The organism is Bradyrhizobium sp. B117, from assembly GCF_038969555.1.
Lineage (GTDB): Bacteria > Pseudomonadota > Alphaproteobacteria > Rhizobiales > Xanthobacteraceae > Bradyrhizobium.
Genome location: NZ_CP152414.1, coordinates 975,001 through 988,431, shown reverse-complemented (window position 1 = coordinate 988,431; position 13,431 = coordinate 975,001). Strand labels below are relative to the sequence as shown.

Below are 13,431 nucleotides of genomic sequence, written 5' to 3'. Positions count from 1 at the left end.
GTTTCTTCTCTAGACTTGAAGAGTTCTGGCCGGATTATCCGGCCGCAGCAGCTTCCCCGGCTTGCGTGAGGATGCCGCCGCAGATCAGCGTTTCCATGTGCTTGATGTATTGCCGGCAGACTTCGTCGGTGACCGGGCCGACGCCGGTCGCGCGAGACATCGCGTGCCGGCCGAAGAACAGGTGATCGCAGGCGCCGATCAGGCTGGTGTAGAACAGCACCGGATCGGTTTGGCGGAACTCGCCGCGGCTGACGCCTTCGGCGAGCAGACGACGATGAAAATCCAATAGCGGTGCGACGAAGAATTTCGAGACTTCGTCGGCAGAGCCCGCCTCGCTTTCGTGCAGAAGATAATGGATCAGCCGGTTCATGTATGGGAACCGGTAATAGGCGCGAATGATGCCGGCGATGTGCAGCTTCAGCTTCGCCGTCGCCGTGATCGGCTGCGCCAGCAGATATTCGAGATTGGACATCTCGGTCGCGGCATCCCGCGCGAGCAGCGCCAGCAAGAGGCCGTCCTTGTTGCCGAAATGATATTTCACCAGCGCGGCGTTGGCGCCTGACTTCTGGGCGATGTCGGAGAGCGAGATCTCGATCGAGGAGCGTTCGATCATCAGCTCGCTCGCGGCCACGAGCAATTTCTCTGCCGTGGAATTTTTTCCGCTGGGGAGCCTGTTCGGTACGCTGGTAGTCACGGAAATCCCTGTTCTCGGCGCTTGAAGCGGCCGCAGATAAGCCGATGCAGCGCCTCATCACAAGAGTTAATTGATCGATTGACTAAACCTTATCCCGCCCCTTAAATCCGCCCCCGACAACCAAACCAATCCAGAAGAATCCAGGGAGAGACCGACATGGCCGAGGCTTACATCGTCGCCGCTGCGCGGACCGCGGGCGGGCGCAAGGGGGGCCGCCTCGCCGGCTGGCATCCGGCCGATCTCGCCGCCAAGGTGCTGGACGAGCTGGTCGACCGCACCAGGGTCGATCCCGCGCTGGTCGAGGACGTGATCATGGGCTGCGTGATGCAGGTCGGCGAGCAGTCCAACAACGTCGCGCGCAACGCGATCATGGCCTCGAAACTGCCGGAAAGCGTGCCGGGCACTTCGATCGACCGCCAGTGCGGCTCCTCACAACAGGCGCTGCATTTTGCGGCCCAGGCCGTGATGTCCGGCACGATGGATGTGGTGATCGCCGCCGGCGTGGAATCGATGACGCGCGTGCCGATGGGCCTGTCCTCGCAGCTCGCCGCCAAGAACGGCTTTGGCCACTACAAGAGCCCGGGCATCGAGGCGAGATATCCGAACATCGTGTTCAGCCAGTTCACCGGCGCCGAGATGATGGCCGAGAAGTACGGGCTGTCGAAGGATGATCTCGACGAATATTCCTTCCAGAGCCACCAGCGCGCGATCGCGGCCACGCAAGCCGGCCATTTCAAGAAGGAGATCGTGCCGCTCGAGATCACCCGCGCCGACGGCTCCAAGGACACCCATCACGTCGACGAAGGCATCCGCTTCGATGCCACGCTCGACGGCATCAAGGGCGTCAAGCTGATCGCCGAGAACGGCAAGCTCACCGCGGCCAGCGCCAGCCAGATCTGCGACGGCGCCTCCGGCGTCATGGTCGTGAACGAGCGCGGCCTCAAGCAGCTCGGCGTGAAGCCGCTCGCGCGCATCCATCACATGACCATGACCGGCGGCGATCCCGTCATCATGCTCGACGCTCCCCTGCACGCCACCAAGAAGGCACTGGAGAAGGCCGGCATGAAGGTCGACGACATCGACCTGTTCGAGGTCAACGAAGCCTTCGCCTCGGTGCCGACTGGCTGGCTCAAGACCACCGGCGCCGATCCTAGCAGGCTCAACGTCAACGGCGGCGCTATCGCGCTCGGCCACCCGCTCGGCGGCTCCGGCACCAAGCTGATGACGACGCTGGTCCACGCCCTGCATCAGCGCGGCAAGCGCTATGGCCTCCAGACCATGTGCGAAGGCGGCGGCATGGCCAACGTGACGATCGTGGAACGGCTGTAAAAAAGCAAAAGCGAGTAGTGAATGGCGAGTAGCGAATGGTGAGTAGGCGAAGAACGGTTTACCCTTCTTCCCTATTCGCCACTCGCTATTCGCCATTCGCGTTTTGAGGAAACGCCATGACTCACCCCTCCGTCTACGCCAGGACCACGCCCGACAAGATCGCCTACCAGATGGCCGGCACCCGCAAGGCGATCACCTATCGCGAGCTCGACGAGCTCTCGAACCAGGGCGCTCAGCTCTTCCGCTCGCTGGGCCTGAAGGCCGGCGACCACATCGCGCTGCTGATGGAAAACCGCCTCGCCTTCATGGAGATCTGCTGGGCGGCGCAGCGGAGCGGGCTCTATTACACCGCGATCAGCCGCTATCTGAAACAGGACGAGATCGACTACATCATCGGCGATTGCGGCGCCAAGGTCGTGATCACCACGCCGAAATGTGCTGACCAGATCAAGGCCCTGGTCAAGGGCGCGCCCGGCGAGCCGGTCTTCTACATGATGGACGAGCCGCTACCCGGCTTCCGCTCCTACGACAAGGAAGCCGCGGCGCAGCCGACCACGCCGATCGCGGACGAAGTCGCCGGTTACGACATGCTGTATTCATCGGGCACCACCGGCCGCCCGAAAGGCATCAAGAAGGCGTTTGAGGGCAACAAGATCGACGAGCCGAACGCGTTCCTGCGCGTGCTCTGCGCCGACATGTGCGGCATGAACGCGGAGAGCACTTATCTCTCGCCGGCGCCGCTCTATCACGCCGCTCCCCTGCGCTTCAACATGATGGCGATCGTGCTCGGCGGCACCTCGATCATCATGGAGCATTTCGATGCCGAGGAGTTTTTGAAGCTGGTCGAGAAATACAAGGTCACACAATCCCAGCTGGTGCCGACCATGTTCGTGCGCATGCTGAAGCTACCGGACGAGGTCCGCACCAAATACAATGTCTCGACGCTGAAGGGCGCAATCCACGCCGCCGCGCCCTGCCCGGTCGACGTCAAGGCGAAGATGATCGAATGGTGGGGCCCGATCCTGATCGAGTACTACGCGGGCTCGGAGGGCAACGGCGTCACCGTCTGCAACTCGCAGCAATGGCTGGAGCATCGCGGCAGCGTCGGCCGCGCCGTAGTCGGCAAGATCAAGATTCTGGACGAGAACGACGAGGAGCAGCCGCTCGGCGAGATCGGCACGGTCTATTTCGCCGACGCACCCGCCTTCACCTATCACAACGACCCCGAGAAGACGAAGAAGGCCTACAACGCCAAGGGATGGTCGACGCTCGGCGACGTCGGCTATCTCGACAAGGACGGTTTTCTGTTCCTGACCGACCGCAAGTCCTACATGATCATCTCGGGTGGGGTGAACATCTACCCGCAGGAGACGGAAGACGTGCTCATCACCCACCCCGAAGTGGCCGACGTCGCCGTGTTCGGCGTGCCGAACGAGGAGATGGGCGAGGAGGTCAAGGCAGTGGTGCAGCCGCACGACATGAAGCGCGTCGGCAAGGCGCTCGAGGCCGACCTTATCGCCTACTGCAAGAGCCGCCTCTCCGCGATCAAGTGCCCGCGCTCGATCGACTTCGAAGCCGAGCTGCCGCGCACGCCCACGGGCAAGCTGGTGAAGCGGCATCTGCGCGACAGATATTGGCCGAAGACGGCGACGAAGATTTAGGGCAGGCGGCCGCACCGAACACCGTCATGCCCGGGCTTGTCCCGGGCATCCACGTTCTTCTACCGAGGAGGAAGACGTGGATGGCCGGGTCAAGCCCGGCCATGACGCCGAGCGAGCTTTCGCACCCTCAATCGAACAGACTCGGCGTGTGGTTCACCAGCGCACCTTCGATCTCGAGCATTTTCAGCTTGGTCACCACCCCGCCATTCGCCGAGAAGCCGCCGGGCTTGTTGCCGGCCGCCAACACGCGATGGCAGGGCACGACGATCGGGCACGGGTTGCGGCCGAGCGCCTGGCCGACGTCGCGCGACAGCTGGACGCCGCCGAGCTGTTTTGCGATGTCGCCATAGGTGATGGTCTTGCCGGGCGGAATGGCGCGGGCGATCTCGTAGACGCCGCGGTTGAACTCGGGCACGCCATCGAGATCGAGCGGGATGTCGGTGAGATCGTCGGGCTCACCGGCGAGCAAGTTGACGATGCGGTCGATCGCCTGCTGCACCTCGGTCGTCGGCTCGGCTTCGCTGGCGTCAGGATGGCGCTGGCTGATGCGGGTCCGGATCTTCTGCTCGCCGCCCATCGGGAGCTGCGTGCCGTTGATGCCGCGCGGGCCCCAGGCGATGGCGCAGAGGCCTATCTTCGTGTCGAACAGGGCAAAATGCTGGTCGGTCATGGCTTGGTTCCTGAGCTTGCGTCCTTCTCGCATGCCCCCACTGTGATCTGTGCTCAAATCTAGGCTTGGAAATAGTTGCGATCCACCCGGTTTCCGGGAATCTTGCACAGGAGTTCCGCCCTCTTCTCACGAGCCCCCCAGAATGCAAAGCCTCCACGTCAACGGTTACGACATGCCCTATCTCGACGTGGGCGAAGACAAGGGCCGCGCGCCGCTGGTCTGCGTGCATGGATCGCTCAACGACTTCCGCGTCTGGGGCTGCGTGCTCGGGCCACTGACGCAGCGACACCGGGTGATCGCTGTCAGCCTGCGGCACTTCTTCCCGGAACGCTGGGACGGCGTCGGCGACACCTATTCGATTGCCCAGCATGTCCAAGACGTCATCGCCTTCATCGAGAACCTTGATCTCGGCCCGGTCGATCTGATGGGTCATTCCCGCGGCGGACACATCTGCTTCCGCGTGGCGCAGCAGCGGCCGGATCTGCTACGGCGGCTGATCCTCGCCGAGCCCGGCGGCGAACTCGATGCGAGCCTCGACCCTGACTATGTCGGCGGGCCCTCGCCGCTGCTTGCGCGCTTCACGGCCTCGGCCGACAAGATCGCGGCGGGCGATGTCGATGGCGGGCTCGCCGTCTTCGTGGATACGCTGGAGGGTGCCAACACCTGGCCGCGGCTGCCAGCCATGGTGAAGCAAAACCTGCGCGACAACGCTTACACCTTGATCGGTCAGGTCCGCGACGATCGCCCGCCCTTCTCGAAGGCGGATGCGGAATCCATCAAAATGCCGACGCTGTTCATCCTGGGCGCGCGGACCAAGGGCCTGCTGCCAAAAGTGCTGCATGCGCTCGCCGCGCATGTGCCCTACTCCAGGACGGCGATCATCCCGAACGCGACGCATCCGATGTTCGAGCAGGCGCCGCAAAAATACTCCGAAGTGGTCCTGGATTTTCTGGCGAGCTGATCATGCAGACATTCCGCGTCAACGGTTACGACATGGCCTATCTCGAAGTCGGCGAAGGCCGTCCGCTGGTCTGCGTGCACGGCACGCTCGGCGATTTCCGCACCTGGTATTCGGTACTCGGCCCGCTGTCTAGGAATCATCGGGTGATCGCGGTCAGCCTGCGACATTTCTTTCCCGAGCATTGGGACGCCGTCGGCGACGATTACAAGATGGCGCAGCATGTTGCAGACACGATCGCCTTCATCGAGCAGGTGAAGCCCGGACCCGTCGATCTGATGGGCCATTCGCGCGGCGGTCACATCGCGTTTCGCGTCGCGCAGGCGCGGCCTGATCTGCTGCGCAAGCTGGTGCTCGCCGAGCCCGGCGGCGATCTCGACGCCAGCCTGCCGCTGCCAGAGGGCACGCCTGCGCATCCGCCGCTCGCCGCAAAGACGGTGCGCTCGGTCGAGATGATCCGCGCCGGCGACATCGAGGGCGCGCTGCGGAATTTCTACGAGGGTATTGAGGGCGACGGCTCCTGGCGGCGCGTGCCCGCGGCCGCAAAACAGCAATTGCGCGACAACACGCTCACCTTCCTCGGCCAGATCAACGAGCAGCGCCGGCCCTACACGCTCAGCGATGCGCAAGCGATCAAGACGCCGACCCTGCTGATCGGCGGCGGCGCGACCACGGGAAGCCTGTCGGTGATGTGGCGCGTGCTGGCAGAGCATATTGCAGGCGCGCGGACGGCGGTGATCGGCAATGCCGGCCACTGGATGTTCGAGCAGGCGCCGATGGAATTCGGCGAGGTGGTGAGCAGGTTCTTGGCTGAGTAGGCACTCTCTTCGCCTCTCCCCGCGTGCGGGGAGAGGCCGGATCGCATCGCGAGATGCGATCCGGGTGAGGGGGAGCTTCCGCGAGTCCAACTCTCACCGTGGCTGCGGAGACTCCCCCTCACCCCACCCTCTGCCCGCAAGCGGGGCGAGGGAGCGCCCGGTCCGTGCTCGCCTCACGCCACCTTCCACACACCCACCGGCATCTTGATCGTCGCATTCAGCCGGTTCCAGACGTTGATGACCGCGATCGAGAGGATCAGCGTGGCCAGCTCGCGCTCGTCAAAATGCTTGGCGGCCTCGTTCCAGGTTGCATCCGGCACCGGGTCCTCGCGATCGGCAAGCCGCGTGACGGCTTCGGTCAGCGCCAGCGCGGCGCGCTCGGCCTCGCTGAAATAAGGCGCATCGCGCCAGGCCGACACGGCAAACAGGCGCTCGTCGGTCTCCCCCAGCTTGCGGGCCATCTTGGGATGCATGTCGACACAGACGCTGCAGCCATTGATCTGGCTGGCGCGCAGGTGCACCAGTTCCAGAAGCTTTTCCGACAGGCCCTGCTTGGTCAAATTGCCGAGGGACTGCAAGACATTCATGGCTTCGGGCAGGACCATGACGGGGTGATTCATGCGGGCGTGCATCATATCGAGTCTCCGTTTCACGAATTTCGAAGGTTCCAGTCACATCGGCCGGATTGGCTTCGTCATGGGCATGACGGATCGCGATGAGGGAATGTGACCGATGAGCCAAGAAAGCTTCGAGGAAAATTTTCTGGTGCGGCAGTTCGAGGCCAACAGGGACCATCTGCGTGCCGTCGCCTACCGCATGTTGGGGTCGCGCGGCGAGGTCGACGACGTCGTGCAGGAGGCCTGGCTGCGTGTCAGCCGCTACGACACATCCGACATCGCGAACCTCCGGGGCTGGCTGACCACCGTGGTCGCGCGCATCTGCCTCGACATGCTGCGCGCGCGGAAGTCGCGCAAGGAAGATCCGATGGGCCCGCATGTGCCGGAGCCGGTCGACGAGACCAGGGAGCGCGAGGCGGAGATGGCCGATTCCGTCGGCGCGGCGCTGCTGGTCGTGCTCGAGACTTTGCAGCCGGCGGAGCGGCTCGCCTTCGTGCTGCACGACATGTTCGCAGTCCCGTTCGAGGAGATCGCGCCGATCGTCGGCCGCTCGGTTGACGCCTCGCGGCAGTTGGCGAGCCGCGCGCGGCGGCGCGTGCAGGGCGCGCCAGTGCCCGAGGCGGACCTGTCGCATCAGCGCAAGATCGTCGATGCTTTCCTCAAGGCGTCGCGCGAGGGCAATTTCGAGGGGCTATTGGCCGTGCTCGATCCCGGCGTCGTCTTCCGTGCCGATCAGGCCGCGGTGCGGCTCGGCGCGCTGCCGGAGGTCCGCGGCGCCGATGCCGTCGCTCAGATCTACAAGGGCCGTGCCCAGGCGGCACGGACCGCGCTGGTCGATGGCGAGATGGGCGTTGCGGTCATCCTCAGTGGCCAGCTGCGCATCGCGCTGCGCGTCACGTTCGGCGGCGACCGTATTGCCGGGATCGAGGCGCTGGCCGATGCGGAGCGGATTGCGGCGCTCGATGTGGAGGTGCTGGAGCCCTAGAGCGTGGCATCCGGACGGTGCGGATGCTACGTTTCCGTCCAATCGCGCGATTGCAGGCGCTCGAGACGCGAAAGGATGCTTTCATGAAACCCCGCCACGTCTCCATGCTCGCCGTGCTCGGCCTCCTCGCCGGCAGCGGCACCGCGCTCGCCGCTGCCGACGAGAAACTGAAGGCCGCCGCCGAGCAGGAGAAGGCGCCGCTGATCGAGACCCTGCGCGACATGGTGATGATCGAGAGCGGCAGCGGCGACGCCGAAGGCCTGAAGACGATGGCCGACTTCACCGAAGCCCGCCTGAAGGCGCTGGGCGCCAGCACCGAGCGGCGCAAGACCACTGCGGGCACCCGCGCCGACATGGTGATCGCGACGTTCAAGGGATCAGGCACGCGGAAGCTGATGCTGATCGCGCATATGGACACGGTCTATCAGCGCGGCATCCTCGCAAGCGAGCCGTACCACGTCGACGGCAACCGCATCTACGGTCCCGGCATCGCCGACGACAAGGGCGGCATCGCGGTGGTGCTGCATGCGCTCAAGATGCTGAAGGACGCCGGCTGGCAGGACTACGCGACGCTCACAGTGTCGTTCAATCCGGACGAGGAAGTCGGCTCGATCGGATCGGGCGAGATCATCGCGGAGCTGGCCGACCAGCATGATGTCGTGCTGTCCTGCGAGCCGACGGTGGCCGCGCCGGTTGCGAAGAATGAGAGCCTGCTGCTAGGCGCCAGCGGCACTGCGACCGCGAAGATGGAAGTGAAGGGCCGCGCCTCGCATGCCGGTGCCGCGCCCGATCTCGGCCGCAACGCACTGATCGAGCTGGCGCATCAATTGCTGCAGGCGAAGGACGTCGCGAAGTCGATCCCGGGCACGCAGCTGAACTGGACCACGGCGCAGGCGGGCACCGTGCGCAACCAGATCCCGGAGAAGGCCGAGGCCGGCGCCGACGTCCGCCTCACCAGTCCCGACGGCGTCGCCAAGTTGCAGGCGGCGCTCGACGAGAAGCTGAAGAACAAGCTCGTGCCCGACACCGAGACGACGGTGACCATCACACCGGGGCGCCCGCCCTTCGTCGCCAGCGAGCGCGGCCGCGCGCTGGCGCAGGAGGGACAGGCGATCTATGCCGAGATCGACCGCAAGCTCGAGATCGCCGAGATGACCGGCGGCGGCACCGATGCCGGCTATGCCAGCCGCAGCGGCAAGGCGGTCGTGGTCGAGAGCTTTGGCCTCGCCGGCTTCGGCTATCACGCCCGCGACGAGTTCATCGACACCAACTCGATCGCGCCGCGGCTGTACCTGATGAGCCGGATACTGATTGAGCAGGGCAAGAAGAAATAGGCGCCCGACCTCGCCAGGCCATAACAGCGAAAACAACCCCATGCACAGTAGACGGGGCTAGCAATATCAATGGGTTAGAGAAGCCCTAGGCGCCGGCTTGACGCCCTCCCCCTCCCGCTATACCTTCGAATACGGAATTCCGTATTCCTTGCTAAATTTCGGAGTTGCCGGCGTGATTCCTCTCGACCCGCTTCCGAACCTGATCGACCAGGTCTATGCCCGGATCCTGGAGGCGATCTCCGACCGCACGCTTCAACCCGGCCAGCGCATCCGGCAGAACGAGCTTGCCGACAAGCTCGGCGTCTCGCGCCAGCCGGTGTCGCATGCGCTGCATCTGCTACACCGGCAGGGGCTCGTCGCCGAGAGCGGCAAGCGCGGCTTTGAAGTCACCCAGCTCGATCCCTCCCGCATCCGCCAGCTCTACGAGGTGCGCGGCGCCATCGATGCGCTGGCCGCGCGGCTCGCGGCGATGCGCGCGGGCGCCGACGCGGCGGGACGCGCACGGCTGGACGCAGCGCTAGCCGCCGGACGGAGCATCGATCGCAACACCTCGCTCGCCGAGCTCATCACGCTCGATGTCGATTTTCACCGCGCCATCTATCAGCTCGCCGGCAATCCCGTGATCGAGGAGACCATCGCGCCGCAATGGCCGCATATGCGCCGCTCGATGGCGACGGTGCTCTCCGAGCTCGACTATCGCGGCAGCGCCTGGGCCGAGCATGCGATGATTGCCGGACACATTCTCGCAGGCGATGCGAAGGCCGCGGAGCGCGCGGCGCTGGCGCATGCGCAGACGGCGGGACGGATGACTGAGGAGAGATTGAGAGCGACGGACGAGGCGGCGGCGTAGCGACAAAAGCACCTGGCCGTCATGCCCGGGCTTGTCCCGGGCATCCACGTTCTTCGGTACGTGGAGCAAAGTCGTGGATGGCCGGGTCAAGCCCGGCCATGACGAGAGAAAAAACAAATAATCAAACAGGAGGACGATCCATGAAACTGTCTCAGGAGCAATTGGAGTTCTTCCACCGCGAGGGCTGGCTGTTCCTCCCCGAGCTGTTCAGCCAGGAGGAGGTCGACCTGCTCGCGCGCGAGGCGGTCGGCATCTATGACGCCAACCGGCCGGAGGTCTGGCGCGAGAAGAGCGGCGCGCCGCGCACGGCCTTCGCCGCGCATCTCTACAACGAGGCGTTCAGACTCCTCGGCGCGCATCCGCGCATGATTGATCCGGTCGAGCAGGTGTTCGGCGAGCCTGTTTACATGCACCAGTTCAAGATCAACGCGAAATCGGCCTTCACCGGCGATGTCTGGCAGTGGCACCAGGATTACGGCACCTGGAAGCGCGACGACGGCATGCCGGAGCCGCGTGCCATGAACATTGCGATCTTCCTCGACGAGGTGATGCCGATCAACGGCCCGCTGATGCTGGTGCCCCGCAGCCAGAATGCCGGCGATCTCGAAGCCGCGCACGACCTCGCCACCACGTCCTACCCGCTATGGACGCTGGACGAGGACACCGTGACGCGCCTCGTCAAGCAGGGCGGCATCGTCGCGCCCACCGGCAAGCCCGGCGGCATGCTGATGTTCCACGGCAATCTCGTGCATGGTTCGAGCGGCAACATCACGCCCTATCCGCGCAAGATCGTGTACCTGACGCTGAACGCGGTCTCGAACTACATCCGCACACCAACACGGCCGGAGTACATCGCGCATCGCGATTTTGCGCCGATCAAGACGGTGGAGGACGATGCGCTGCTGCGGCTCGCCCGGGCGCCGCGCCAGGCGGCGGAGTAGGTTCGCGCGCGCAACATCCTAAGTCGTCATGCCCGGGCTTGACCCGGGCATCCACGTCTCGACACGATCACTTGCAGTAAGACGTGGATGGCCGGGTCAAGCCCGGCCATGACGAGCTGATAGAAACACGCGTCTCACGAGATTCTGTAGAACTGGAAATATTCCCTCATGAACCTCTTCCGTCTCCTCCAGGCCCGCACGTCCGCCGGCACGCCCGTTCGTGTCGCGCTGATCGGCGCCGGCAAGTTCGGCTCGATGTTTCTGGCCCAGGTGCCGCACACGCCAGGGCTGGAGGTGCCCATCATCGTCGACCTCGACCGCGAGCGCGCGCGCGAGGCATGCCGCACCGTCGGCTGGGATGCCGAGCGCATCGCCAGGACCGTGTTCACCGATGACGGTGCCCGCGCCATTGCCGGCGGCGCGATGGATGTGGTGGTGGAGGCGACCGGCAATCCCGCCGTCGGCATCCAACATGCGCGCGCCGCGATCGCGGCGGGCAAGCATATCGTGATGGTCAATGTCGAGGCCGACGTGCTGGCTGGCCCCCTGCTCGCCGAGGAAGCGCGGAAAGCCGGCGTCGTCTATTCGCTCGCCTATGGCGACCAGCCGGCGCTGACAGCGGAGATGGTCGACTGGGCCCGCGCCACCGGCTTTCGCGTCGTTGCCGCGGGCAAAGGGACAAAATATCTGCCGGCCTATCACGACGTGACGCCTGACGGCGTCTGGCAGCATTACGGCCTCACCGCCGGCGAAGCGCAGTCGGCGGGCATGAATCCGCAGATGTTCAACTCCTTCCTTGACGGCACCAAATCGGCGATCGAGATGGCCGCGATCGCCAACGCCTGTGGGCTCGATGTGCCCGCCGGCGGCCTGCTGTTTCCGCCCTGCGGCGTCGACGATTTGCCGCATGTCATGCGGCCCAGCGACAAGGGCGGCGTGCTGGAGCGCTCCGGCGTGGTGGAGGTGGTCTCGTCGCTCGAGCGCGATGGCCGGCCGGTGTTTCGCGATTTGCGCTGGGGCGTCTATGTCGTGCTGGAGGCGCCGAACGACTACGCAGCGGATTGTTTCAGGCAATACGGCCTGAAGACCGATGCCAGCGGGCGGTACGCTGCAATGTACAAGCCCTATCACCTGATCGGGCTCGAGCTGAACATCTCGATCCTGTCGGCCGCGCTGCGCAATGAGCCGACCGGGCAGCCCTACGGCTTCCGCGGCGACGTCGCGGCGGTCGCCAAGCGTGCCTTGCGCGCCGGCGAGATGCTGGACGGCGAAGGCGGCTACACGGTGTGGGGCAAGCTGGTGCCTGCGGCGGCGAGCCTGAAGGCCGGCGCGCTGCCGATCGGCCTGGCGCATCGCGTGAAGCTGAAGCGTGACGTCGCGCATGGCGCGGTGGTGCGCTGGAGCGACGTGGAGTTCGACGCGAACAACGAGACGGTGAAGGTTCGAAAGGCGATGGAAGCGGCGTTCGCAGCGCAACATTGAACGGCCGTGCCGGGGACACGACCAAAGAGCGCTTGCTTTGCGCACCCCCTTTGGTCATCCTGATCGCGATCCGGAAAAACCAAGATTTCGGACACAACGAAACGTCGGTTGCCCGGCGAAGACCAAAGCGGCACCAAGATCGCGATCCCTCGTCGAGGACTCGACATCAGAGAGAGAGAGAGGGGAAGCGCATGGAACGTCGTAAATTCCTGACGGCGGGCGGATTGGGCCTTGCCGCGAGTGCCGTTGCCGCACCAGCCGTTGCACAATCGATGCCGGAGGTCAGATGGCGACTCGCCGCGAGCTGGCCGAAGGCGCTCGATACGCTCTACGGCGGCTGCGAATATTTCTGCAAGCGCGTCGCCGAGATCACGGACAACAGATTCCAGATCCAGCCGTTCGCGTCCGGAGAGATCGTCCCAGGCCTGCAGGTGCTGGATGCGGTGTCCAACGGCACCGTCGAGATGGGCAACACCGCGCTGTATTACTACTGGGGCAAGAATCCCGCCTTCACCTTCGGCACGGCGCTGCCGTTCGGTCTCAACACGCGCCAGCACATCTCCTGGCTGCAATGGGGCGGCGGACAGGATCTGCTCAACGCCCTCTTGAAGGAGCACAACGCGATCGGCATTCCGACCGGCTCGACCGGCGCTCAGATGGGCGGCTGGTTCCGCAAGGAGATCAAGTCGATGGCCGATCTGCAAGGCCTGAAATTCCGCGTCGGCGGCTTCGCCGGCACGATCATCGCCAAGGTCGGCGGCGTGCCGCAGCAGATCGCGGGCGGCGACATCTATCCGGCGCTGGAGAAGGGCACCATCGATGCCGCCGAATGGGTCGGCCCCTATGACGACGAGAAGCTCGGCTTCGTGAAGGTGGCGAAGTTCTACTATTATCCGGGCTGGTGGGAAGGCACCGGCCAGGGCCACAACATCATGAACCTGGACAAGTGGAACGCGTTGCCGAAGCACTACCAGGCCGCGATCGACTGCGCCTCGCGCGACACCTTCACCTGGGTGACGGGCAAGTATGATGCGGTCAACCCGCCGGCGCTGAAGCGGCTGCTGGTCGCCGGCGCGATCCTCAAACCCTTCC

13 protein-coding genes (1 of these 13 only partly in view) are annotated in these 13,431 nt (G+C 64.8%); 10 read left to right on the top strand and 3 right to left on the bottom strand.

The window, feature by feature from the left end; genetic code table 11:
- Positions 1-34: 34 nt before the first annotated feature.
- Complete coding sequence (locus AAFG16_RS04780; protein ID WP_283083739.1) at positions 35-613, bottom strand: TetR family transcriptional regulator; 579 nt, start codon at positions 611-613, stop codon at positions 35-37.
- A gap of 237 nt (positions 614-850) precedes the next feature.
- Here AAFG16_RS04780 and AAFG16_RS04775 point away from each other — a divergent pair, with 237 nt between their 5' ends.
- On the top strand, positions 851-2,023 hold the full coding sequence (locus AAFG16_RS04775) for an acetyl-CoA C-acetyltransferase (protein ID WP_342737684.1): 1,173 nt from the start codon (positions 851-853) through the stop codon (positions 2,021-2,023).
- Positions 2,024-2,139: 116 nt separating this feature from the next.
- Positions 2,140-3,684, top strand: a complete 1,545-nt coding sequence (locus AAFG16_RS04770) for an acyl-CoA synthetase (RefSeq protein ID WP_342737683.1) — start codon at positions 2,140-2,142, stop codon at positions 3,682-3,684.
- A 127-nt stretch (positions 3,685-3,811) separates the two neighbouring features.
- Here the strand turns inward: AAFG16_RS04770 and AAFG16_RS04765 are convergent, their stop codons facing one another.
- Complete coding sequence (locus tag AAFG16_RS04765; RefSeq protein ID WP_342737682.1) at positions 3,812-4,354, bottom strand: methylated-DNA--[protein]-cysteine S-methyltransferase; 543 nt, start codon at positions 4,352-4,354, stop codon at positions 3,812-3,814.
- A 142-nt stretch (positions 4,355-4,496) separates the two neighbouring features.
- On the opposite strand from AAFG16_RS04765, the gene AAFG16_RS04760 reads away from it, so the two are divergent.
- On the top strand, positions 4,497-5,315 hold the full coding sequence (locus tag AAFG16_RS04760; protein WP_342737681.1) for an alpha/beta hydrolase: 819 nt from the start codon (positions 4,497-4,499) through the stop codon (positions 5,313-5,315).
- A 2-nt stretch (positions 5,316-5,317) separates the two neighbouring features.
- On the top strand, positions 5,318-6,130 hold the full coding sequence (locus AAFG16_RS04755; RefSeq protein WP_342737680.1) for an alpha/beta hydrolase: 813 nt from the start codon (positions 5,318-5,320) through the stop codon (positions 6,128-6,130).
- 173 nt (positions 6,131-6,303) lie between these two features.
- Here the strand turns inward: AAFG16_RS04755 and AAFG16_RS04750 are convergent, their stop codons facing one another.
- Positions 6,304-6,762 (bottom strand): carboxymuconolactone decarboxylase family protein, encoded by a 459-nt coding sequence (locus AAFG16_RS04750; protein ID WP_342740850.1) that lies wholly within the window; start codon positions 6,760-6,762, stop codon positions 6,304-6,306.
- A gap of 100 nt (positions 6,763-6,862) precedes the next feature.
- On the opposite strand from AAFG16_RS04750, the gene AAFG16_RS04745 reads away from it, so the two are divergent.
- From AAFG16_RS04745 to AAFG16_RS04720, 6 genes are all read left to right on the top strand, one after another.
- Positions 6,863-7,732 carry a sigma-70 family RNA polymerase sigma factor gene (locus tag AAFG16_RS04745; RefSeq protein WP_342737679.1) on the top strand — a complete coding sequence of 290 codons (870 nt, stop codon included), beginning with the start codon at positions 6,863-6,865 and terminating at the stop codon, positions 7,730-7,732.
- Positions 7,733-7,815: 83 nt separating this feature from the next.
- On the top strand, positions 7,816-9,066 hold the full coding sequence (locus AAFG16_RS04740; RefSeq protein ID WP_342737678.1) for a M20/M25/M40 family metallo-hydrolase: 1,251 nt from the start codon (positions 7,816-7,818) through the stop codon (positions 9,064-9,066).
- A gap of 172 nt (positions 9,067-9,238) precedes the next feature.
- On the top strand, positions 9,239-9,916 hold the full coding sequence (locus AAFG16_RS04735) for a GntR family transcriptional regulator (RefSeq protein WP_342737677.1): 678 nt from the start codon (positions 9,239-9,241) through the stop codon (positions 9,914-9,916).
- Positions 9,917-10,056: 140 nt separating this feature from the next.
- Positions 10,057-10,857: a phytanoyl-CoA dioxygenase family protein gene (locus AAFG16_RS04730; protein WP_283083730.1), complete on the top strand. Its 801-nt coding sequence runs from the start codon at positions 10,057-10,059 to the stop codon at positions 10,855-10,857.
- Between the two features lie 168 nt (positions 10,858-11,025).
- A complete protein-coding gene (locus AAFG16_RS04725; protein WP_342737675.1) occupies positions 11,026-12,339 on the top strand; it encodes a Gfo/Idh/MocA family oxidoreductase in 1,314 nt (437 codons plus the stop codon).
- A 191-nt stretch (positions 12,340-12,530) separates the two neighbouring features.
- Positions 12,531-13,431 carry the 5' portion of an ABC transporter substrate-binding protein gene (locus AAFG16_RS04720; protein WP_283083728.1) on the top strand. Its footprint extends 188 nt past the window's final position, so 901 of the gene's 1,089 nt are visible here — the first part of the coding sequence; it begins with the start codon at positions 12,531-12,533; its stop codon lies beyond the right edge, outside the window.

Coding starts and splice junctions, on each gene's coding strand:
- AAFG16_RS04780 (WP_283083739.1), bottom strand. CDS start 613: ATGATCGAACGCTCCTCGATCGAGATCTCGCTCTCCGACATCGCCCAG.
- AAFG16_RS04775 (WP_342737684.1), top strand. CDS start 851: ATGGCCGAGGCTTACATCGTCGCCGCTGCGCGGACCGCGGGCGGGCGC.
- AAFG16_RS04770 (WP_342737683.1), top strand. CDS start 2,140: ATGACTCACCCCTCCGTCTACGCCAGGACCACGCCCGACAAGATCGCC.
- AAFG16_RS04765 (WP_342737682.1), bottom strand. CDS start 4,354: ATGACCGACCAGCATTTTGCCCTGTTCGACACGAAGATAGGCCTCTGC.
- AAFG16_RS04760 (WP_342737681.1), top strand. CDS start 4,497: ATGCAAAGCCTCCACGTCAACGGTTACGACATGCCCTATCTCGACGTG.
- AAFG16_RS04755 (WP_342737680.1), top strand. CDS start 5,318: ATGCAGACATTCCGCGTCAACGGTTACGACATGGCCTATCTCGAAGTC.
- AAFG16_RS04750 (WP_342740850.1), bottom strand. CDS start 6,762: ATGCACGCCCGCATGAATCACCCCGTCATGGTCCTGCCCGAAGCCATG.
- AAFG16_RS04745 (WP_342737679.1), top strand. CDS start 6,863: ATGAGCCAAGAAAGCTTCGAGGAAAATTTTCTGGTGCGGCAGTTCGAG.
- AAFG16_RS04740 (WP_342737678.1), top strand. CDS start 7,816: ATGAAACCCCGCCACGTCTCCATGCTCGCCGTGCTCGGCCTCCTCGCC.
- AAFG16_RS04730 (WP_283083730.1), top strand. CDS start 10,057: ATGAAACTGTCTCAGGAGCAATTGGAGTTCTTCCACCGCGAGGGCTGG.
- AAFG16_RS04725 (WP_342737675.1), top strand. CDS start 11,026: ATGAACCTCTTCCGTCTCCTCCAGGCCCGCACGTCCGCCGGCACGCCC.